At 42.3% G+C, this 19,732-nt stretch carries 19 protein-coding genes and 1 riboswitch; of the genes, 9 read left to right on the top strand and 10 right to left on the bottom strand.

The features are described 5' to 3' along the window. Positions 1-138 precede the first annotated feature (138 nt). Both dusC and rhlE read right to left on the bottom strand, forming a co-directional pair. Complete coding sequence (gene dusC, locus KZ793_RS06250) at positions 139-1,071, bottom strand: tRNA dihydrouridine(16) synthase DusC (RefSeq protein ID WP_225814468.1); 933 nt, start codon at positions 1,069-1,071, stop codon at positions 139-141. A gap of 3 nt (positions 1,072-1,074) precedes the next feature. After that, the gene (gene rhlE, locus KZ793_RS06245) at positions 1,075-2,361 is read right to left on the bottom strand and encodes an ATP-dependent RNA helicase RhlE (protein ID WP_225814466.1); all 1,287 of its coding nucleotides are present in this window, start codon (positions 2,359-2,361) and stop codon (positions 1,075-1,077) included. 302 nt (positions 2,362-2,663) lie between these two features. Between rhlE and cecR the strand changes: the two genes are divergently transcribed. The 6 genes from cecR (at position 2,664) to KZ793_RS06215 (ending at position 8,681) form a co-directional block, all read left to right on the top strand. Next, positions 2,664-3,350, top strand: coding sequence for a transcriptional regulator CecR (gene cecR, locus KZ793_RS06240; protein ID WP_225814464.1), 687 nt, complete (start codon positions 2,664-2,666; stop codon positions 3,348-3,350). Between the two features lie 16 nt (positions 3,351-3,366). Then, positions 3,367-4,359, top strand: a complete 993-nt coding sequence (hlyD, locus tag KZ793_RS06235) for a secretion protein HlyD (RefSeq protein WP_225814461.1) — start codon at positions 3,367-3,369, stop codon at positions 4,357-4,359. Positions 4,360-4,368: 9 nt separating this feature from the next. Then, positions 4,369-6,105, top strand: coding sequence for an ATP-binding cassette domain-containing protein (locus tag KZ793_RS06230; protein WP_225814459.1), 1,737 nt, complete (start codon positions 4,369-4,371; stop codon positions 6,103-6,105). Continuing rightward, on the top strand, positions 6,105-7,265 hold the full coding sequence (locus tag KZ793_RS06225) for an ABC transporter permease (protein ID WP_225814458.1): 1,161 nt from the start codon (positions 6,105-6,107) through the stop codon (positions 7,263-7,265). The genes KZ793_RS06230 and KZ793_RS06225 overlap by 1 nt, the downstream gene beginning before the upstream one ends. A gap of 12 nt (positions 7,266-7,277) precedes the next feature. Continuing rightward, complete coding sequence (locus KZ793_RS06220; protein WP_225814456.1) at positions 7,278-8,384, top strand: ABC transporter permease; 1,107 nt, start codon at positions 7,278-7,280, stop codon at positions 8,382-8,384. A 99-nt stretch (positions 8,385-8,483) separates the two neighbouring features. Beyond that, positions 8,484-8,681, top strand: coding sequence for a hypothetical protein (locus KZ793_RS06215; protein ID WP_088372395.1), 198 nt, complete (start codon positions 8,484-8,486; stop codon positions 8,679-8,681). Here KZ793_RS06215 and KZ793_RS06210 read toward each other — a convergent pair. From KZ793_RS06210 to moaA, 7 genes are all read right to left on the bottom strand, one after another. After that, on the bottom strand, positions 8,674-9,396 hold the full coding sequence (locus KZ793_RS06210) for a Fic family protein (RefSeq protein WP_225814454.1): 723 nt from the start codon (positions 9,394-9,396) through the stop codon (positions 8,674-8,676). The two genes, KZ793_RS06215 and KZ793_RS06210, sit on opposite strands and share 8 nt — an antisense overlap. A gap of 33 nt (positions 9,397-9,429) precedes the next feature. Further along, the gene (locus KZ793_RS06205) at positions 9,430-9,723 is read right to left on the bottom strand and encodes a hypothetical protein (protein WP_225814451.1); all 294 of its coding nucleotides are present in this window, start codon (positions 9,721-9,723) and stop codon (positions 9,430-9,432) included. A 54-nt stretch (positions 9,724-9,777) separates the two neighbouring features. Next, positions 9,778-10,488, bottom strand: a complete 711-nt coding sequence (locus tag KZ793_RS06200) for a Bax inhibitor-1/YccA family protein (RefSeq protein WP_225814449.1) — start codon at positions 10,486-10,488, stop codon at positions 9,778-9,780. A 183-nt stretch (positions 10,489-10,671) separates the two neighbouring features. Next, the gene (moaE, locus tag KZ793_RS06195; RefSeq protein ID WP_225814438.1) at positions 10,672-11,124 is read right to left on the bottom strand and encodes a molybdopterin synthase catalytic subunit MoaE; all 453 of its coding nucleotides are present in this window, start codon (positions 11,122-11,124) and stop codon (positions 10,672-10,674) included. A 3-nt stretch (positions 11,125-11,127) separates the two neighbouring features. Further along, positions 11,128-11,373, bottom strand: coding sequence for a molybdopterin synthase sulfur carrier subunit (gene moaD / locus KZ793_RS06190; RefSeq protein WP_225814436.1), 246 nt, complete (start codon positions 11,371-11,373; stop codon positions 11,128-11,130). Beyond that, complete coding sequence (gene moaC, locus KZ793_RS06185) at positions 11,370-11,849, bottom strand: cyclic pyranopterin monophosphate synthase MoaC (RefSeq protein ID WP_118985364.1); 480 nt, start codon at positions 11,847-11,849, stop codon at positions 11,370-11,372. The genes moaD and moaC overlap by 4 nt, the downstream gene beginning before the upstream one ends. A gap of 38 nt (positions 11,850-11,887) precedes the next feature. After that, entirely contained in the window at positions 11,888-12,871 is a 984-nt protein-coding gene (gene moaA, locus KZ793_RS06180; protein WP_225814434.1) for a GTP 3',8-cyclase MoaA, read from the bottom strand. Continuing rightward, positions 12,858-13,002: riboswitch (molybdenum cofactor riboswitch) on the bottom strand. (Overlaps the previous gene by 14 nt.) A gap of 333 nt (positions 13,003-13,335) precedes the next feature. On the opposite strand from moaA, the gene yvcK reads away from it, so the two are divergent. Next, positions 13,336-14,244, top strand: coding sequence for a uridine diphosphate-N-acetylglucosamine-binding protein YvcK (gene yvcK / locus KZ793_RS06175; RefSeq protein WP_225814432.1), 909 nt, complete (start codon positions 13,336-13,338; stop codon positions 14,242-14,244). Here the strand turns inward: yvcK and uvrB are convergent, their stop codons facing one another. Then, entirely contained in the window at positions 14,245-16,254 is a 2,010-nt protein-coding gene (uvrB, locus tag KZ793_RS06170; protein WP_225814421.1) for an excinuclease ABC subunit UvrB, read from the bottom strand. Between the two features lie 1,785 nt (positions 16,255-18,039). On the opposite strand from uvrB, the gene KZ793_RS06165 reads away from it, so the two are divergent. Both KZ793_RS06165 and KZ793_RS06160 read left to right on the top strand, forming a co-directional pair. Then, on the top strand, positions 18,040-18,654 hold the full coding sequence (locus KZ793_RS06165) for a helix-turn-helix domain-containing protein (RefSeq protein ID WP_225814419.1): 615 nt from the start codon (positions 18,040-18,042) through the stop codon (positions 18,652-18,654). Continuing rightward, positions 18,655-19,548: a queuosine precursor transporter gene (locus KZ793_RS06160; RefSeq protein WP_225814413.1), complete on the top strand. Its 894-nt coding sequence runs from the start codon at positions 18,655-18,657 to the stop codon at positions 19,546-19,548. It abuts the gene before it with no gap. The last annotated feature ends 184 nt before the right edge of the window (positions 19,549-19,732 follow it).

The raw sequence follows: 19,732 nt of genomic DNA, 5'->3' as shown, positions 1-19,732 counted from the left end.
ATAAAAATAATCCTCAAAAAGAGTAACCGCCTTACATGTTTATGGGCATGCTTTTCTGAACGCTGCCCAAGTTCACTTTTTATCGCAGAGAAAGAGCAAAATAAAATAATAGCCCCAATGGAAAGTTCTAAGTTGCTCTTAATCACCCGTCACAACATGTGCTATATCAGCAGACGTTTTTAACGTTCTTATCTCTTCAAACAGCGTTGTCGCCTCTTCATATTCTTTGCGTAAATAACCAAGCCACTGTTTAATACGAGCAACATGATATTGCCCGGTATCACCCTGTTTTTCCAACCGGATATATTTTTGCAATAGTTGAACAACGTCCTGCCAACACATTTTTGGTTCGTTATATTTCACCACTCGGCTCAAATTAGGAACATGAAGCGCCCCCCGCCCAATCATGACCGCATCACAACCTGTCACACTCAGGCAATCCTGCGCACTTTGCCAATCCCAAATTTCACCGTTGGCGATAACCGGAATAGAAAGACGTTGACGGATTTCACCAATCGCTTGCCAGTTAATACGCTCCGCTTTGTAACCATCCTCTCTGGTCCGCCCATGAACCGTAATTTCCGTCGCGCCCGCCTGTTGTACCGCATCGGCAATTTCACATTGCCGATCACCACTATCCCAACCTAAGCGAACCTTAACCGTCACAGGCAAATGAGCAGGTACGGCTTCACGTATCGCTTTCGCTCCCTGATAAATCAGTTCAGGATCTTTCAGCAACGTTGCTCCGCCACCGCTACCATTGACTGTTTTTGATGGACAACCGCAATTCAAATCAACGCCATAAGATCCTAGTTCAATCGCTCGTGCCGCGTTTTCTGCCAGCCACCACGGATATTGACCCAAGAGCTGAACCCTTACCAATGTGCCGGATGGTGTCCGGCTTTGGTTACGTAATTCAGGACAAAGCTTATAAAAAGATTTTACCGGCAATAGGCTATCGACAACCCGTAAAAATTCCGTAATGCACAAATCGTACTCATTGATTTCACTCAGAAGTTCCCTAACCAAAGAGTCCAGCACACCTTCCATCGGAGCCAGTAAAACCCGCATTAATTAACCCCAGACGTTAGACGATTTATGGGATACATCATGATTGCCGCTACGCTGACGCGAAGGCGCCCCAGAACGGCGATGGCTATTTTTCTGCCGATTATCGCCACGTGCCTGACGACCATTTTGGATAGGTTCAGCCTTGATGGTTGGATCTGGCTCATAGCCGGGAATTGCCATACGGGGAATCTCCCGTTTTAACAAACGTTCAATATCTTTCAACAGTTTGTGCTCATCAACACAGACCAGAGAAAGTGCCTGCCCTGTTGCATCTGCTCGACCAGTACGACCAATACGGTGGACATAATCTTCAGCGACATTAGGCAATTCAAAATTCACCACATAAGGCAGTTGATCAATGTCCAGACCGCGGGCAGCAATATCTGTCGCTACCAACACTCTGATCCGGCCATCTTTAAAATCAGCCAGTGCACGGGTTCTTGCTCCCTGACTTTTATTACCATGAATAGCCGAAGCCGTTATACCATCTTTATTTAACTGTTCTGCCAAGCGGTTCGCACCATGCTTGGTTCGGGTAAATACCAGAACTTGCTGCCAGTTACGGCTGCCGATCAAGAAAGAGAGCAGCTCACCTTTACGCTTTTTATCGACAAAGTGAACAAGCTGTTCAATCTGCTCAGAAGCAGAGTTACGACGTGCAACTTCAACACTGACGGGATCTCGCAATAACTTATTAGCTAAATTTTTGATATCGTCAGAGAAAGTTGCAGAAAACAGTAAATTTTGCCGTTTCGGTGGTAATTTATTCAGCACCCGGCGAATATCATGAATAAACCCCATATCCAGCATTCGGTCAGCTTCATCCAATACCAGAATTTCTACCCGTGATAAATCAACCGCATTTTGATGTTCAAGATCCAATAACCGCCCTGGTGTTGCGACTAAAATATCCACACCACCACGCAATTTCATCATCTGAGGGTTAATACTGACACCGCCAAAAACAACCAGAGAGCGCAGTCTGAGGTATTTGCTGTAGTCGCGTACATTTTCACCCACTTGAGCAGCTAATTCACGGGTTGGGGTCAGGATTAATGCTCTGACTGGCCGGCGCCCTTTCATCTGAATAGGGGAATCATTTAACCGTTGCAGCATGGGTAAGGTAAAACCTGCGGTTTTACCCGTACCTGTTTGAGCACTCGCTAATAAATCTTTACCCGCTAATACAACAGGAATTGCCTGTTGTTGGATTGGCGTCGGCTCTGAATAACCCTGTTCTTCAACGGCACGCAAAATATCAGCACTTAAGCCAAGTGATTTAAAATTCATAAATAAGAAATGCTCCAGACTTCACCATTCCTGAACGCTATTCAGGGGCAGTTTTATGGGAAGAAAATCAGACGTGGTCAATACCACAAAGGAAAAAACACAAACTGCAATGCGCCATATCTCGGCTATTATACCAGATATACTTTCTGATGATGCAACTAAAACAACAACTATTTACCCGGTAATTTTCATGATCCATGACATTTTTATGCAATTTACATTGATTTACTATAAGTATAGAGTTAACCAATGATTGATATTTTGTTTAAGTCTTTTGATTATTTGCAACAGGATTCATGTCCATGTCAGTCAACAACACCCAAACCGCCAGAGGCGAACAAGCCAAACAACAGCTACTCGAAGCAGCCCTTGAAATTTTCGGTAAATCAGGACTGACCGGTGCAACGACTAGGGAAATTACATTACATGCTCAACAAAACATTGCAGCCATAGCTTATTATTTTGGCTCTAAAGAGGGGCTTTATCAGGCAGTTGCCCAGTATATTACTGACACAATTAAGACTGAGTTCACTCATCTTTTTAAAAAAATTGATGATTTTTTTTCATCATCAGCACCGTACTCACCAGAAAATATATTGAGGATGATTCATGAAGGATTCCTTGGAATTAACCGCCTGATGATTGAAAAAGAGAGTATTAATATCAGCCGGATAATGGCCAGAGAACAACTTGCACCAACCGATGCTTATACCCTAATCCATGAGCAAGCGCTCGTGCCTCTTCACAGCAGATTAAATAAACTGATTGCCAGCTATATCGGCGCCGATGAACATCAGCTTTCTACCATGCTACACACTCATGCTCTCATGGGAGAAGTTCTCACTTTCCGCATGGCGAGGGAAACTTTATTACGTCAGACAGGCTGGAATAATATCGGGCCCGAAGAATATAAATTGATTGATCAGATCCTGATCCAGCATATCGATTTATTACTGAATGGACTGAAAAAACATAATCCGAATAAATAAAATAACAGGGAATATCATGTACAACAAAAAACTCACTCTGGCAATATTGGTGACCGCGATTATTCTTAGTGCTATTTTAGGAAGTTACTATTATCAAGGTAAAAATGATAAAATTCTGACCCTCTATGGCAATGTAGATATACGTACTGTTAATCTTAGTTTCCGGGTTGGGGGTAAACTCGCTAGTCTACAAGTTGATGAAGGCGATACCATTGCGGCCAATCAAGTGATCGGCCAGCTGGACAATGGACCATTTATTAACGCTCTCAATAAAGCGAAAGCCACTCGTGATAGCACTAAAGCACGTTTAGCCATGATGGAAGAGGGTTATCGCACAGAAGAAATTGCCCAAGTCCGTTCGGAAGTTGCACAACGCGAGGCTGCCTGGCATTTCGCTGATAGTTTCCTCAAACGCCAACAAGGTTTGTGGCAAAGTAAAGTTATTTCGGCCAACGAATTAGATGATGCTAAAACGAATCACAATCAAGCATTAGCGGCTTTACAAGCGGCCAAAGATAAACTGAACCAGTTCGAAACCGGTTATCGTAAAGAAGAAATTGCAGAAGCCAGAGGCCAGCTTGCTCAAGCCGAAGCGGTTGTCACTCAAGCTGAATTGGATTTACAAGATACTCAACTGACGTCCCCCTCATCCGGTACTATCCTGACCCGTGCTATTGAACCAGGCACTATGCTGTCAGCCGGCAATACGGTGTTTACACTTTCTCTAACTGACCCGGTTTGGGTAAGAGCCTATATCAGTGAAAGCCATCTCGGACAGGCAACGCCCGGACGTGAAATTTTACTCTATACCGACAGCCGCAAAGATAAACCTTATCACGGCAAAATTGGTTTTGTTTCACCCACAGCCGAATTTACACCAAAGAATGTAGAGACCCCCGATCTACGTACTGATCTCGTCTATCGGTTGCGCATCATTGTCACCGACCCGGATGATGCCCTGCGTCAAGGTATGCCAGTTACACTGCATTTTTCCGATTCAGATAAATAAGAGGCTGTCATGAGCAGCTCTGCATATACGATAAGGTTAGAAAAAGTCGAAAAAATTTTTCCTGGCCTGAATAATCCCGCGGTATCCAGCCTGACCGCAGAGATCTACGGTGGCTCCGTTACTGGCCTTGTAGGGCCGGATGGGGCAGGAAAAACTACGCTGATACGCATGTTAGCGGGTTTACTGAAACCCAATAGCGGTTCTATTGAAATCATGGGGCTTGATCCGATAAAAGACGGCGTACAAGTGCGTTTTGAACTGGGCTATATGCCACAGAAATTTGGCCTATATGAAGATTTAACCGTATTAGAAAACCTGAATCTGTATGCAGATCTGCGTGGCGTACTGGGTGACGAGCGTAAAAAAACCTATGAGCAACTACTTACGTTTACCGATCTGACCCGTTTTACCGGGCGACTGGCGGGCAAACTTTCAGGCGGCATGAAGCAAAAACTGGGGCTTGCCTGTACTCTGCTTGGCAAACCCAAAGTTCTGCTGCTGGACGAACCCGGCGTTGGAGTTGACCCGATAGCCCGCCGCGAACTCTGGCGGATGGTTCACGAACTGGCAGATGATGGGATGCTAATCCTCTGGAGTACTTCTTATCTGGATGAAGCCGAGCAATGTCGTGATGTCCTGTTACTTAATCAAGGAAAACTGCTCTACAGCGGACAACCACAAAAACTGACCCAAAAGATGTCCGGGCGTTCTTTTCTGCTTAGTGCCAAACAGGATTCCCGTAGAAAAATGCTGCAACACGCTCTTACCTTGCCACAAGTAACAGATGGCGTGATTCAGGGGAAATATGTTCGTCTTATTCTCAAGCCTGATGCCTCTCCGCAAGCATTACTTAGCCAGCTTGAGCTACCTGATGCTGAAATCGTTAAAGCCGCTCCCCGCTTTGAAGATGCTTTTATCGATTTACTCGGTGGTGGTTCCACCCGCCATTCGGAACTAGCAGAGATCATGCCACGGATTGCTGCTAACCCGACGGAAACAGTCATTGAAGCACAGGATTTAACCAAAAAATTTGGCGATTTTGCTGCCACTGACCATGTTGATTTTCAGGTGAAACGTGGAGAAATCTTTGGTCTGCTTGGCCCGAACGGTGCCGGTAAATCCACCACGTTTAAAATGATGTGCGGGCTCATGGTGCCGACTGGCGGTAAGGCGCTGGTATTGGGAATGGATCTGAAAACCAGCTCCGGGAAAGCCCGCCAACATTTGGGTTATATGGCGCAAAAATTTTCTCTGTATGGCAACCTGACAGTTGAACAGAACCTGAAATTCTTTTCCGGCATTTACGGCCTGCAAGGGCGCAAGCAAAAAGAAAAAATTGATGGCATGATCGACGCTTTCAATCTCAAATCTGTTTTACATCAAACCACCGACCAATTGCCTCTGGGATATAAACAGCGCCTTGCCCTTTCCTGTGCACTGATGCATGAGCCCGATATTCTGTTCCTGGACGAGCCAACTTCGGGGGTCGATCCGCAGATACGACGCGAATTCTGGCTACATATCAATGGCATGGTAGATAAAGGCGTTACCGTTATGGTGACCACCCACTTTATGGATGAAGCAGAATATTGTGACCGAATAGGGCTGGTATTCCGTGGTAAATTGATTGCCGCCGGAACGCCAGATGACTTGAAACAATTGGTTGCTACTGCTGAAAATCCTGACCCATCAATGGAACAGGCATTTATTAATCTGGTCGTTAATTATGATGAGGAGCTACAATAATGAGTAGCCCAAAGCAACATGCTCCACAGCAAGCTGTCCGCTTCTCTTGGTGGCGATTGAAAGCACTTTGTGTAAAAGAGACGAAACAGATCTTGCGTGATCCCACCAGCGGATTAATTTCTATTGTCATTCCATTGATTCTGCTGTTTATCTTTGGTTACGGTATTAATCTCGACTCCAGTACCATCCGTCTTGGGATTCTGGTAGAACAACAAAGTGAAGATGCTCGTGAATTGATACAGGCTTTTGCTGGTTCGCCCTATATTGAACCCAAAATCAGCGATAATCGTCAGCAATTAATTAATATGATGCAATCAGGAGAAATACGTGGACTAATTGTCATTCCTGTCAATTTCGATGCGCAGCTTGCCCGCCCTGACGGTAAAGCACAAATTCAGGTCATTACTGATGGCAGTGAACCCAATACCGCCAGCTTTGTACAAAATTATGCCAAAGGAGTATGGCAGGTTTGGCTGCAACAAAGAGGGCAAGATCAGGGCAACCCTGTTAATCCGTTAATTGATATGCAGGTTCGTTATTGGTTCAATCCAGCAACAATTAGCCAGCATTTCATCATTCCCGGCGCAATAACCATTATCATCACCGTGGTTGGCGCCATCCTAACGTCATTGGTGGTTGCTCGTGAATGGGAACGCGGTACGATGGAAGCTCTGCTGTCTACTCAAATTACCCGCACCGAATTACTGCTTTCTAAACTCTTGCCTTATCAAGTGCTTGGATCATTCGCTATGCTGCTCTGTATGCTGGTATCGGTATTCGTGCTAGATGTACCATACCGAGGTTCTTTGTGGATATTGTCTGCGATCACTAGCCTCTATCTGGCTACGGCCCTTGGTATTGGGCTTTTGATCTCTACGGTGACACGCAACCAATTTAATGCCGCCATGATAGCGCTGAATGTCGCTTTTTTACCTGCGATTATGCTTTCCGGTTTCATCTTTGAAATAAATAGCATGCCTGCCTTTATTCAGGTAGTGACCTATTTCATCCCGGCTCGTTATTTTGTCAGTAGTTTGCATACGCTCTTTCTGGCGGGAAATATCAGTACGGTACTGATGATAAATCTATTATTACTGATCGCCTCCGCTATTGTGTTTATTGGCCTGACAGCATGGAAAACCCCGCGGCGTCTGGATTAAGAAGGAATTAGCATGTTTTATCGTCTTTACACCCTGATTATTAAAGAATTGCAATCTCTACTCAGAGATCCGCAAACCCGGGCTATCTTAGTTATGCCGGTTATCTTCCAGATGATCTTATTTCCTTTATCAGCAACCCTTGATGTCACTAATGCAACTATTGCTATTTTTGATGAAGACAAAGGCAAAGCCTCTATTGAGCTCACCCAACGGCTAGCAAAATCAAAAGCCTTTCCTGATGTGATATTGCTGAACCATTCACAAGAAATACAACCGATAATCGATCACCAAAAAGCCTTATTATTGGTACGCTTCCCACAAGATTTCAGTGCTAAAATTGCCAGTCATGACCCGGTTTCCCTCCAGGTATTGCTGGATGGACGCAACTCTAACAGCGCTCAAATTGCCGCGGGCTATATCCAAGAAATTGTTCTGAACTATCAGCAAGAACTCATGGGTAATCTGCCCAAAGCCAATAATAGCGAGTTGGTCATCCGCAACTGGTATAACCCTAACTTGGATTATAAATGGTTTGTCGTGCCCTCTTTGGTGGCACTGATTACCACCGTCGGGATATTGACGGTCACGGCGCTATCAATTGCGCGCGAAAGGGAACAGGGAACGCTGGACCAATTACTAGTTTCACCCATGACCACCTGGCAGATTTTCATTGGCAAAGCAGTTCCTGCGGTGATTGTCGCGACCTTTCAGGCAACTTTGGTGCTCGCTATTGGTATCTTCTGCTATCAAATCCCCTTTTCTGGTTCACTAGCGCTGTTTTACTGCGCTATGCTGATATACAGTTTATCGCTGGTGGGATTTGGCCTGTTAATCTCCTCTCTTTGCTACACTCAGCAACAGGCGTTTATTGGTGTATTTGTCTTTATCATGCCCGCCATCTTAATCTCCGGTTATATTTCTCCGGTTGAAAATATGCCCGGATGGCTACAAGATATCACCTGGATTAATCCTATCTGGCACTTTAATGACATCACCAAGCAAATTTATCTCAAAAATGCCGATTTCACGGTTATCTGGAGAAGTCTATGGCCTCTTTTAGCCATTACTACCACAACCGGTAATCTTGCTTATTGGTTGTTTCGGCGGAAAATTGCCTGATGTGATTACACATGTACAAACTTATATGAAAAGTCGTTATATCCAAGAAGAAAAAATGTGTATAATATCAACAATACGACTCTTGATTAGGGTAAGATTATGAAAAACTCACACTCACAAATTGCCATACAAATTAGGGATAAGGAAAATACAACCAAATATATCTCTGATGCTAATCTAGAAGAACGGATTTGTCGTTCTTTGCGCGCATCTTTTTCTCTCGAAGGTAATAAAGTCAGTGATGAATCATGGAAGAAAATGAGCAAAGCAGCTCAATTCCTGACAAAAATCAACTAATCTCACTAACCGCCTTATTAAATAAGGCGGTTAGATTTCTACTCTTTCCATCAATAGCTCTTCTTACTGCATAATGATAAACACGTTTGTTTTTTACAGAGCCATCCAGTATTTCTGAGTTAAAATCAAATCCCTTAGATAAACATAATATTTGTAAATACAATCTAATAGTTCTACCATTCCCATCTTGGAATGGATGTATCCACGCTAATTCTCTATGAATAATAACCAACTTAGCTACGAGTTCATATTTTGTTGATATTTTATTCATCTCATTACGATTACATGTTCGTAAACAAGCTTTCATTGACTGCGATACATAATAATGTTCCATAGTTGGCCTCTCTCTATCACCGACTACAATAACATCTTTTCTATATTGACCAGCCCAACTGTATATATTTCCAAATAACATCTTATGACAATCTACAAACGCCAATTCACCAATAAGTAACGCTCTATTTACTATATACTCTCGAATAAACTTTCCCACTTTTACTCTGGATAGAATTATTTCAGCCCAATCAAGTTGATACTGATATTTGGCATATATCTTATTTTTAGTGGCCAAATATTCATATCTTTCATTAACTCCATCACTTAAAATATAAATCTTATCTTTTTCATTCTTTATTTTAATAGATTTTCCTTTCCCAAAGGGAAAATCATTATGATGAGGCAAGATATGAAAATACTTTTCATTATTAACACCCAAATCTACACCAACTACTGAACCAAATAATAGCAACTAAGATTTTTTATTAAACAACACACCAACAGAATCACCTAACTGTATATCTCTATTCCGTATTTGTTCTGTAGACTCTTTATATCTTAATATATGAGCAACTGAAAATATAAATTCTTTTGTTTTCAATGTTCCTGAGCCGAAAATTACTTCCTTGGTTCTATTATTCCAATAATAATGGTAACTCACTTTCCCACGAATAGTCTTCTTAATATGAGTAATTGGCTCAATCAATAAAGATACTGTTGTGGTATTTTTATTCTGACCAATGGATACAGGTATAAGTTTCGTCATATAAAAATAAGCGTCAGTGTAGCTAAAGTTATTTAACTACACTGAAAATATCAATTAACGGCGATCGCCAAAAATACGCAGCAGCATCAAGAACATATTAATGAAGTCCAGATACAGGGTCAGTGCGCCAACAATAGAGAATTTACGCAAATTCTCTTTGTCATTCACATCCAGATCTTCACCCATCTCTTTCAGCTTCTGAGTGTCATAAGCGGTTAAACCCGCAAAGATAACTACACCAATGTAGGTTACCGCCCACATCAACGCTTCACTCTTTAACCAGAAGTTAACCAGAGAAGCCAAAATGATGCCGATCAGCCCCATAAACAAGAAGCTACCAAGGCCACTCAGGCTACGTTTGGTGGTATAGCCGTAAAAACTCAACGCACCAAACATCCCCGCCGTCACGACAAAAGTAGTGGCAATGGAACCACCAGTATATATTTTAAAAATACCGGAAAGCGTTAGCCCAGTCAGCGCTGAGTAGAGCATAAACAACCCAGTAGCTAACGAAGCTCCCATGCGGTTAATCATGCCAGAGAGGACGAAAACCAATCCCAATTGAGCAATAACTAATCCATAGAAAACCACCGAGTTTGAGAAAATATATTCAACAACATTCTGATTTTGTGACACATACCAAGCCACAAACGCCGTTAACAACAGGCCACAAGTCATCCAACCATAAACTTGGGCCATATAAGTTTGCAAGCCGGTTCCAGCTTGCTGGATTATAGAACCATTTGAGCGTGGATAACGATCCATGGCGCTTACCTTCTATGACAGTGTTTAGAAATTCAGGCTGTTTAATATCAACAACCCACTCAAGTTTTATACATTATCACAGAATATAATCAAAACAATTAACCATTCAATAATTACTTGTATAGCAGTTCATCTATCTGATCAGTTTTCGAAGCGTTTCGCAGAATTTAGCAAACACTCTCATCACCAACGTTTTGCGGCTTCCTGATCACTCTCACGGGATTCAACCCAACGTTCACCATCAGGCAAAAACTCTTTTTTCCAGAAAGGCGCCTGAGTTTTTAAATAATCCATAATAAATTCAGCCGCTGCAAAAGCCATATGACGATGGACGCTTGTCACGCCAACAAACACAATTCCATCACCAGGGTAAAGCGTACCAATCCGGTGGATAACACTGATACGCTGCAATGGCCAGCGCTCCCGTGCTTCGGTGACAATATTTTGTAACGCTTTTTCCGTCATTCCGGGATAGTGTTCCAGTCTCAGGACACTCACTCGGTCACCCAGATTATGATTACGGACTTTGCCGGTGAAAGTGACGATAGCACCATCTTCATCACATTGAGCAAGCCATTGATATTCTTCCCCTACATTGAAATTTTCTGGCCCAACGAAAATGTGGGTGTTTTCCATTTATTACCCCCCAGTCACTGGCGGGAAAAAGGCCACTTCATCACCATCCTGTAATGGGTGCCCACCATGAACAAGAGATTGGTTTACCGCTGACAACAATTTCCCATCTTCCAACGCCAAGGCCCAACGTTCTCCCTTTGATATTAACGCCGTTCTCAAACCGTCAACGGTTGTGTAACGATTATCAATATCCAGTGAGTCAGTACCTACCAGCTCACGTACCTGAGCAAAAAACAGTACCTTAATCATTTATCCACCTTAAAATGGCCTAATTTCCCACCTATCTTCTCCAGCAAACGAACTGGCCCAATGACCATATCTTTCTGTACCGCTTTGCACATATCGTAAATTGTCAAAGCCGCGACTGATGCCGCTGTCAGTGCCTCCATTTCAACGCCAGTTCTCCCAGTCAGACGGCAACAGGATTCAATTCTCACCCGGTTATATTCTGTCTGTGCTTCCAACTGGATTTCTACTTTAGTTAGCTGTAATGGATGACAAAGCGGGATTAATTCCCATGTGCGCTTTGCTGCCTGAATACCGGCAATCCTCGCGGTTGCAAACACATCACCTTTGTGATGGCGACCTTCAATAATCATTGCCAGTGTTTCCGGCTTCATTCCAACAAATGCTTCTGCCCGTGCCTCGCGTGATGTTTCAGCTTTAGCAGAAACATCAACCATATGCGCTTCACCAGTAGAATTAATGTGGGTCAATTGAGACATTCTTTACTCCTGAAAAAACAACAATACCAAGCAGTAAATTAACCGCCGATGACAGAAAGATTTGGGGTGATACCGCTGTCACCCTGATGAAGAAAATGGGTTTCCCGTTTATGTCGTAATCCGCCCTGAATACGCAATTTCAAATCATTGAGTTGCTCTTCACTCGATAACAAATCACGCAGTGGTATCCCTTGTTCACCAAACAGGCATAAGTGAAGATGACCTATTGCGGAAACACGCAAGCGATTACAACTTCGGCAGAAATCTTTCTCATAAGGCATAATCAGACCGATTTCCCCCTGATAATCAGGATGGCTAAAAACTTGTGCCGGGCCATCACTACGTGAGCGTTGAAGCTGATGCCAGCCATTGTGCAGCAAGCGCTCCCGGATAGTTTCGCCAGAAATGTGGTATTTGCGAAACATTTCGCCGCCATCACCAGTTTCCATCAATTCAATAAATCTTAATTGGATAGGACGATCTTTTATCCAGTGAAGAAAAGCCGGCAGGCTGATGTCATTGACGTTTTTCATCAGCACCACGTTGATTTTCACTTTACTGAACCCCGCTTCAAATGCCGCATCAATACCACGTATCACCTGAAAGAATTTGTCCTGTCCGGTAATCGCATGAAACTGACGGGGATCGAGCGAATCCATACTGACATTCACCGAGGTTAGACCCGCCTCTTTCCACTTAGCAATATCTCGTTCCATTCGATAACCATTGGTGGTTACCGCGAGAGTTTTAATCAACTTATTTTCACGTATAACGGAAATAATATCGGTGAAATCGCGGCGCATGGTCGGTTCACCCCCCGTCAAACGGATTTTTTCTGTACCCAGATCGGCAAACGCCCGGCCAACAAGACGGATTTCGGCTAATGTCAAAAAGGAGTGATGTCCACGGGGTTTATAACCATCCGGCAAACAATAAGTGCACCGAAAATTACATACATCGGTGATTGATAGCCGCAAATAGTAAAATTTGCGGGCAAAAGCATCTATGAGTTGTTCCACCATAACACCTTTCCAAATATGGGAGATGCGGGCATTTCTGCCTCGCATCTTGGTGACTCAGTGGTCACGGCCAAAGCATCATATCGCTGTATAAAAAGGGACTTAGATGCAGAGGCTAGGAGTTACTTCCAACATCTATACCCTTCATCTTTCANNATGCTCCTGGGGATTCATTCACTTGCCGCCTCGCTGCAACTCGAAATCTATTAGGTATATGATTTAATGTAAAACACGTTCTCTATATGGATTTTAGCGCTTAACAAAGAAAAATGCGAATACCTACTTTCGTTATATAATTGAATATACAATGAATTACCAAATGTTTAGAATAAATAACAGACAATTTCTATTGGTGATCAGCTAAAACATTGCACCCAATCATAACGTTTGTTCGGTTAATCGTGTTTTATAATAAATTACGCTAAAATTATTCAGCGAATATATGCTCAGTCAGTAATAGGAATTCTATGCGAAACCGCACATTAGCCGATTTAGATCGGGTAGTTGCCTTAGGCGGAGGTCATGGCCTTGGGCGTGTTATGTCCTCTCTTACATCACTAGGCTCTCGCCTGACAGGCATTGTCACCACAACAGATAATGGCGGCTCAACCGGCAGGATCCGGCGTTCAGAAGGCGGTATTGCCTGGGGTGATACCCGCAATTGTTTAAATCAGCTTATTACCGAACCCAGTGTCGCGTCGGCAATGTTCGAATACCGTTTCAGTGGCAATGGCGAGCTGGCAGGGCATAATTTGGGAAATCTGATGCTTAAGGCGTTAGATCATCTGAGTGTCAGACCCCTTGAGGCGATTAATTTAATCCGCAGTTTGCTGAAAGTTAATGCTCATCTTATTCCAATGTCTGAGCAGCCAGTTGACTTGATGGCGATAGATGATCAAGGCAACACCATTTATGGCGAAGTTAATGTTGATCAATTGAATTGTATTCCTCAGGAGTTGATGCTTTATCCGCCTGCGACCGCAACAAAAGAGGCATTGGAGGCTATCACTCAGGCGGATCTGATTATTATCGGCCCAGGCAGCTTCTTCACCAGTCTGATGCCATTGCTTCTGCTTGAAGATCTAACCCAAGCACTACGCCGTAGCAACGCTAATATGATTTATATCGGTAACCTTGGCAAAGAATTAAGTGCCGCAGCCGCTGAACTGACACTGAAAGATAAGCTGGAAATAATGGAAAACAAAATTGGCAGCCGGATAATTGACGCGGTAATCGTTGGCCCGTGCACAGATATCAGCGAACTTAACGACCGGATTATTACTCAGCAAATACTGGAAGCACAGGATATTCCCTACCGCCATGACCGTGAATTACTGCATCAGGCGTTAGAAAATACCCTGCAAAACCTTGGTTAATCAAGAATTAGCAATAAATTGCTCACGCAATGCCTGAACCTGATCCCGAACATTCGCCGCCTGCTCGAATTCAAGATCCTGCGCATGCTGGTACATCTTCGCTTCCAGCTCGCAGATTTTGCTTTCCAACTCTTTGGCAGACAGGTTGCTGAATGTTTCCGCTGTGACAACCGCTTTACCTCTGCCCCTCCCTTTGCCACCCGTTGGCTGCCCGATTCGCAGAATATCACCAATCTTCTTATTCAGACCTTTTGGAACAATGCCATGTTTTTCATTAAATATCTGCTGTTTAGCACGCCGGCGCTCAGTTTCACCAATAGCTTTCGCCATTGAATCAGTGATCTTATCGCCATAAAGAATCGCCTTGCCATGCAAGTTACGGGCTGCACGCCCAATAGTTTGAATTAATGAACGCTCAGAACGCAGGAAACCTTCTTTATCAGCATCAAGAATGGCCACCAGAGAAACCTCTGGCATGTCCAACCCTTCTCTCAGCAAGTTAATACCCACTAATACATCGAACTCACCTAAACGAAGATCCCGAATAATTTCCACCCGTTCGACAGTATCAATATCCGAGTGCAAATAGCGAACCCGTTCACCGTGTTCTTCCAAATACTCCGTTAAGTCCTCCGCCATTCGCTTAGTCAACGTGGTGACCAACACCCGCTCATTTTTCACCGCCCGAATGCGGATTTCAGACAGTAAGTCATCAACCTGAGTGGTTACCGGGCGAACTTCTATTTCAGGATCAAGCAAACCAGTAGGACGCACCACTTGTTCCACCACATCGCTACTGGATTTTTCCAATTCATATTTGCCTGGCGTAGCAGAAATATAAATTGTCTGTGGAGCCAGTGCTTCAAATTCTTCAAACCGAAGTGGTCGATTATCCAGCGCAGAAGGCATACGGAAACCATATTCCACCAGCGTCTCTTTGCGGGAACGATCCCCTCTGTACATTCCACCAATTTGCGGGATGGTAACATGCGATTCATCCACTACCAGCAAACCATCAGCAGGGAGATAATCAAACAGGGTCGGCGGCGGCTCCCCTTCAGTTCGGCCAGAGAGGTAACGGGAATAGTTTTCAATGCCGGAGCAATAACCCAATTCATTCATCATTTCCAAATCAAATTGAGTACGCTGCGTAATACGCTGCTCTTCCAGCAGCTTACCATTTGCCAGCAATACCTTACGCCGCTGCTCAAGCTCAATTTTAATCGCTTCCATTGCCTGAATAATACGCTCACGTGGAGTAACATAGTGAGTTTTCGGATAAACGGTGTATCGTGGAACATGATATTGAATCTGTCCTGTTAGTGGATCAAACAGTGATAGCCGTTCTACTTCATCATCAAATAGCTCAACGCGCAGGGCATGCTCATCAGATTCAGCCGGAAAGATATCTATCACTTCACCGCGTACCCTAAATGTCCCCCGCTGAAATGCCTGATCATTACGGGTATATTGCAATTCAGCTAAACGCCGCAGAATGGAACGTTGATCAATCATCATACCGTTGGTCAGGTGGAGCATCATTTTCAGGTAACTATCAGGATCACCCAAACCATAAATAGCCGATACAGACGCAACAACAATCACATCTCGCCGCTCCAGCAAAGCTTTTGTGGCGGACAGGCGCATTTGCTCAATGTGTTCGTTCACGGAAGCATCTTTTTCGATAAAAGTATCGGAACTCGGCACATAAGCTTCCGGCTGGTAATAATCGTAATAGGAAACAAAGTACTCTACGGCATTTTCTGGGAAAAAGTCCTTCATTTCGCTGTAAAGTTGAGCTGCCAGTGTCTTGTTCGGAGCAAGTACCATCGTCGGTCGGTTTAAATTGGCTATCACATTAGCGATAGTAAATGTCTTACCCGACCCCGTAACCCCTAGCAAAGTCTGGTGGGCAAGCCCGTCTTCTAAGCCTTCTTGTAATTGACGGATGGCCTCTGGTTGATCACCCCCCGGTTGGAAGTCAGAATGTAATTTGAACACCTTACTCATCGGTATCTCACTTTCCTAACATTAATTCATCTATACCCGTTATCTTTCAAGTTGCCTCTTTGTTGGCTGCACTCACTCACCCCGGTCACATAGTTATCTATGCTCCCGGGGATTCGCTCCCTTGCCGTCGCGATGCATCCTGAAATCCATAGGGTATATAATACTGGATATAAAACCAGCTTCAAGCTGGTTTTATAAAAACGGGCTTAAGTTGGTCACTTCCCTATCAATTAAACATTCGTTGATATCAAAATAAATACCATTTTATCCCCAAAATTATCTTGATTTTTCCATTTTTTATATGATCGGCTGAAAGGTGACAACATGAGACATCATCACAGGTCAGATAGGGCTTGATTTTAGTTATCTTATTGATTTTTAATATAATTAAAACAAAGACGAGAATAACATCAACCTTGACGAAAGCCGCGTATTTTCTTGCATCGCGTAACTTTTCTAAGTCTAATACACAAGGTTATCCACAGGAATAGTGGATAACTCTACAAACCCTATTAACTGTACGAGGTTGCAACATCATGCCACAAAATAGGTATCCTCTATCGATAAAAATTTTTACTATTTTTTTGACCTTTATCTCAATTATTCATTTCAAAAAAATGAATAAATTTGCTGAAAAAGTAAGAATTTTCTCATAGGAATTAAACATCAATAAATTATATTCGTTCAATATTACCAGCGTTAAAGGTAGATAATTTTCGATTTTTTCTGTAGACTGAGCGAAAAAAACTGCCTTTTCTGCATCAAACAACAGCAAACAATACGGGTTAGATTGGGATTTTTATTCAATAAGAGATAACTGGTGAACAGTTTCCTGTACGAAATCTGTTACTCAAGAGAGCGTCGTGCTTTACCTAAGCGGAAATAGGATTCTCTGTTTCCTACGCTTTCAGCAATAGCAGATTCAATATCATCAACAGCATTTTTGACTATGCCGATATGAACAATATCGATATAAACATTTACCAAAAAACAACAACTGGCTTAATTGGCCATGAGCAAAACTCGCTTCTTAACTAGAATATTAAGGTATATCCTTGATAAATTAATGAATTCACATCAGCATATCCTCTATTTTACAAAACGAGCCCCATCGTGACCGCTCAAAAAAAAATGATAGATACACAAATATCAAATCGGCACAGCCCTCATAAAACGTCCAATATTCTGCTGGCTATTTTCGATCGAAAAACTTACTTTGTATCTATCACTCACAATTTCAATCGATTGCTGTTCCAAAGCATCTTTATACTGCCATTTCCTGGTGTGTTAACTGTGTTACTATTTTATTGTTTTATTAATTTCAGTCCTGATGTTTATTTTACTTCCCTCTCTTTCCTGGTGATTCCCTAGTGCTAAAAAAATAACCCACTTTCAAACTCGAAGGATAAAGTAGCTCTTCCCCGAGAGATTTATAATAAGAATAATATTTTGTTTGATGCTATCTGATGACCCAAAAACACATCAATACAACTTAACATTATTATAATAAAATCCATAAAGTCAACATAAAAATAAACATAAAGTTCAGTTTTGTGTAAACTTTATAATGAATTTTACTTAATTACATGATTTAACTTTTGTTTTTAGAATATAAAGGTAAATCCATGAGCATTTTCTAATATAGGATATGCTAATATAGATAATCATAAAAATAAGATATTAAAAGTAAAATCAATAAATTATCACAATGAGTGGTTTTTTCACACTGGACAATATCATCAAGTAATATATAGTAATGCGGTTATCTTTATATAAAGGATTCTCATGAAAACGTCTAATGCACAGCGAAAAACAAATATCATTAAAAATATAGAATATTTGATACGTACCCGTGGAGAAACCAAGAGCTCTTTTTCCAACCGAACAGGATTGACCCGTACCACCATTTATAAAATCCTGGAAGGGCAAGTCAATAACGTTCAACAATCTACGGTTCTTCGGATCTCCGATTTTTTCGGCGTTTCCTGTGAAGAAATAGAATATTATGACCTTGAACAATTAGAGCGCCTCAATGAAACACTCTCAACCGAAGGCAATAAAAATCCTTCGGCTATCCCTATCGTTCCACAATCTGAATTTTTAGCCGTTTCTGAGAAAAAAATAGGTCAACTTGTTACCGAGTATCCTCTTACCTATTTCTTTGGTGATGAATCAAACATGCTGGCTCTTAAAGTCGAATCGGCAATAGAGGATACCTTCATACCCGGTGAGGTGATCATCATAAAACGTCCCCCCGCATTAGTCACCAATACGCCATTATTGTATTACTCTAAGGAAATTGGGTTCTTTATCCGGCAAGAAAAAAACGATGACTGTCTCGATAGGAAACCCTACAGAAACGCTTATTTTTTAGGCTACATCGTAGGAGAAAGACTATAAATGACAGTAAATCAAAAGTTTAAGTTATTGGGATTTTCAAGGTATGGTAAATTATCGGCAAATGTTATGGTGCTCGCGACAGGTAAAACTATTACTATGGGGTTAAAAGAGCTAGTTGATAGTGATATTTCAGAAGATCTGAGCAGACATGAGCTCAGTACTATATACCGGAAATTATACAGCCACAGTAATATCGTAACAGCTTATGAACTTGGGGATCGTCATGAGCGTTCATGGCAAGCCTATTTACTCATTAGCATCGCACTCAGTGTTATCTATATTTTCTCTACCATATGTGGTGTGAAGCCCATTCACATCCCGATCATTAATATTGTCACGCCTCCCGGTGTTTTCATTTACCCTATCACCTTCTTGCTGGTCGATATTCTAAACGAATTCTATGGATTACGTCTGGCAAGAAGAACGATTATTATCTCTTTTGCAGCGAACTTATTATTTGTCCTAGGTCTTTGGGGAACCGCACTGATGCCAAGTGTCCCTGGATGGGAGTTTGGTGCAACTTATAATGGAATAGTGAATAGCATCGTATCTGTATTACTGGCATCATCTCTTGCTTATTTTATCTCTGAGAATATAAACTCGTATCTCCTTTGCAAAATAAAATCTCTCACCAATTCAAAGTATCTTTTCCTACGAGTAATAACCAGCACTGTCATCGCCTCAGCATTCGATAGCATAATATTCTGCTCAATTGCTTTTTATGGTGTTCTCGGTATAGATATCATAAAAGAAATGATTATTGCCCAGTTTCTCATTAAAGTGGCTTATTCTATCCTGGGTGTAGGCCCTATTTATCTGGTAAGGAGGATATTCAGAAATTATATAAACCGACCAGTAGATGCGCCAGTGAATAAAAAACTTGCCGAAGTATAAATAGAGATCAAGTTTTATCAGAATATAGAAAAATATCATTTTTATGCCGGAATATCACTCCGGCATGTTGCCCTAAATAACCTTCTATACCTAATAGATTTCGAGTTGCAGCGCGGCGGCAAGTGAACGAATCCCCAGGAGCATAGCAAACTATGTGACTGGGGTGAGTGAAAGCAGCCAACAA

This window comes from Photorhabdus antumapuensis (genome assembly GCF_020387775.1).
In the GTDB taxonomy this organism is placed as follows: domain Bacteria; phylum Pseudomonadota; class Gammaproteobacteria; order Enterobacterales; family Enterobacteriaceae; genus Photorhabdus; species Photorhabdus antumapuensis.
This window is presented reverse-complemented; position numbering and strand designations above follow the sequence as displayed.

Bases quoted from the DNA above. Each gene is read 5' to 3' on its own strand.
- yvcK (WP_225814432.1), top strand. From the start codon at position 13,336: ATGCGAAACCGCACATTAGCCGATTTAGATCGGGTAGTTGCCTTAGGC.
- cecR (WP_225814464.1), top strand. From the start codon at position 2,664: ATGTCAGTCAACAACACCCAAACCGCCAGAGGCGAACAAGCCAAACAA.
- moaA (WP_225814434.1), bottom strand. From the start codon at position 12,871: ATGGTGGAACAACTCATAGATGCTTTTGCCCGCAAATTTTACTATTTG.
- KZ793_RS06205 (WP_225814451.1), bottom strand. From the start codon at position 9,723: ATGACGAAACTTATACCTGTATCCATTGGTCAGAATAAAAATACCACA.
- dusC (WP_225814468.1), bottom strand. From the start codon at position 1,071: ATGCGGGTTTTACTGGCTCCGATGGAAGGTGTGCTGGACTCTTTGGTT.
- hlyD (WP_225814461.1), top strand. From the start codon at position 3,367: ATGTACAACAAAAAACTCACTCTGGCAATATTGGTGACCGCGATTATT.
- moaC (WP_118985364.1), bottom strand. From the start codon at position 11,849: ATGTCTCAATTGACCCACATTAATTCTACTGGTGAAGCGCATATGGTT.
- KZ793_RS06165 (WP_225814419.1), top strand. From the start codon at position 18,040: ATGAAAACGTCTAATGCACAGCGAAAAACAAATATCATTAAAAATATA.
- KZ793_RS06230 (WP_225814459.1), top strand. From the start codon at position 4,369: ATGAGCAGCTCTGCATATACGATAAGGTTAGAAAAAGTCGAAAAAATT.
- KZ793_RS06225 (WP_225814458.1), top strand. From the start codon at position 6,105: ATGAGTAGCCCAAAGCAACATGCTCCACAGCAAGCTGTCCGCTTCTCT.
- moaD (WP_225814436.1), bottom strand. From the start codon at position 11,373: ATGATTAAGGTACTGTTTTTTGCTCAGGTACGTGAGCTGGTAGGTACT.
- KZ793_RS06220 (WP_225814456.1), top strand. From the start codon at position 7,278: ATGTTTTATCGTCTTTACACCCTGATTATTAAAGAATTGCAATCTCTA.
- KZ793_RS06160 (WP_225814413.1), top strand. From the start codon at position 18,655: ATGACAGTAAATCAAAAGTTTAAGTTATTGGGATTTTCAAGGTATGGT.
- rhlE (WP_225814466.1), bottom strand. From the start codon at position 2,361: ATGAATTTTAAATCACTTGGCTTAAGTGCTGATATTTTGCGTGCCGTT.
- moaE (WP_225814438.1), bottom strand. From the start codon at position 11,124: ATGGAAAACACCCACATTTTCGTTGGGCCAGAAAATTTCAATGTAGGG.
- KZ793_RS06200 (WP_225814449.1), bottom strand. From the start codon at position 10,488: ATGGATCGTTATCCACGCTCAAATGGTTCTATAATCCAGCAAGCTGGA.
- uvrB (WP_225814421.1), bottom strand. From the start codon at position 16,254: ATGAGTAAGGTGTTCAAATTACATTCTGACTTCCAACCGGGGGGTGAT.
- KZ793_RS06215 (WP_088372395.1), top strand. From the start codon at position 8,484: ATGAAAAACTCACACTCACAAATTGCCATACAAATTAGGGATAAGGAA.